The sequence below is a fragment of the Enterococcus gallinarum NBRC 100675 genome (assembly GCF_001544275.1).
In the GTDB taxonomy this organism is placed as follows: domain Bacteria; phylum Bacillota; class Bacilli; order Lactobacillales; family Enterococcaceae; genus Enterococcus_D; species Enterococcus_D gallinarum.
The window spans coordinates 1-732 of record NZ_BCQE01000082.1 but is presented as its reverse complement, the minus strand read 5'-3'; the positions used below and the strand labels follow the sequence as shown (position 1 = coordinate 732).

At 36.7% G+C, this 732-nt stretch carries 1 protein-coding gene; it reads right to left on the bottom strand.

All coding sequences use genetic code 11. From position 1 onward, the window contains the following. Positions 1–124: 124 nt before the first annotated feature. The gene (gene tnpA, locus EG2_RS18160; RefSeq protein ID WP_008382269.1) at positions 125–577 is read right to left on the bottom strand and encodes an IS200/IS605 family transposase; all 453 of its coding nucleotides are present in this window, start codon (positions 575–577) and stop codon (positions 125–127) included. Positions 578–732: the final 155 nt, after the last annotated feature.

The following is a 732-nucleotide window of genomic DNA, read 5'->3' as shown; positions in this document are numbered from 1 at the left end:
AGTAAATATCCACCCGTGAAACGGGTGGCTTTTTAACAGCCCTAGAAGGGCTTACCACTCGCTAGCCCCTTAAAAGGGGCTTTTTAAATGACCACCAACCGCTCACAGCCCTATCTCTCTTTAACTATTTAAATGGATCTACATATTCTTGTTTACTTATACTATCTCTTATTCGATCATCTGCTTCTTGTTCTCGAATATATTTTTCAATTGTTTTTTGATTTAACCCAACCGTACTCACGTAGTATCCTTTGGACCAAAAGCTTTTATTCCCATACTTATATTTCAAATTCGCATGTTTTTCATGGATTAAGGTTGCACTTCGTCCTTTTAAGTAGCCCATAAAACTAGAAATACTAATCTTTGGTGGTATTCTTACTAACATATGAATATGGTCAGGCATGGCATGAGCTTCAATGATTTCAACATCTTTCATCTCACACAATTTTCTTAATATCTGACCAATACTTACTCTTAACTTTCCATAAATCACTTTTCGTCGATACTTCGGGGTGAAGACTATGTGATACTTACAATTCCATCTGGTATGTGCTAAACTTTTATCGTCGTTAGACATAAAAAAACTCCTTTCGATCTGATATGCGGTTGGTAGCCACTATTAGTATATCGAAAGGAGTTTTTTATCGCTAAAGCTATTTCGTCCACGCGTAGAAACGCGCGGTTTTTTTGTTTCGTACGCTACGCGAACGAAACTGACTAAAGTCAATAAAT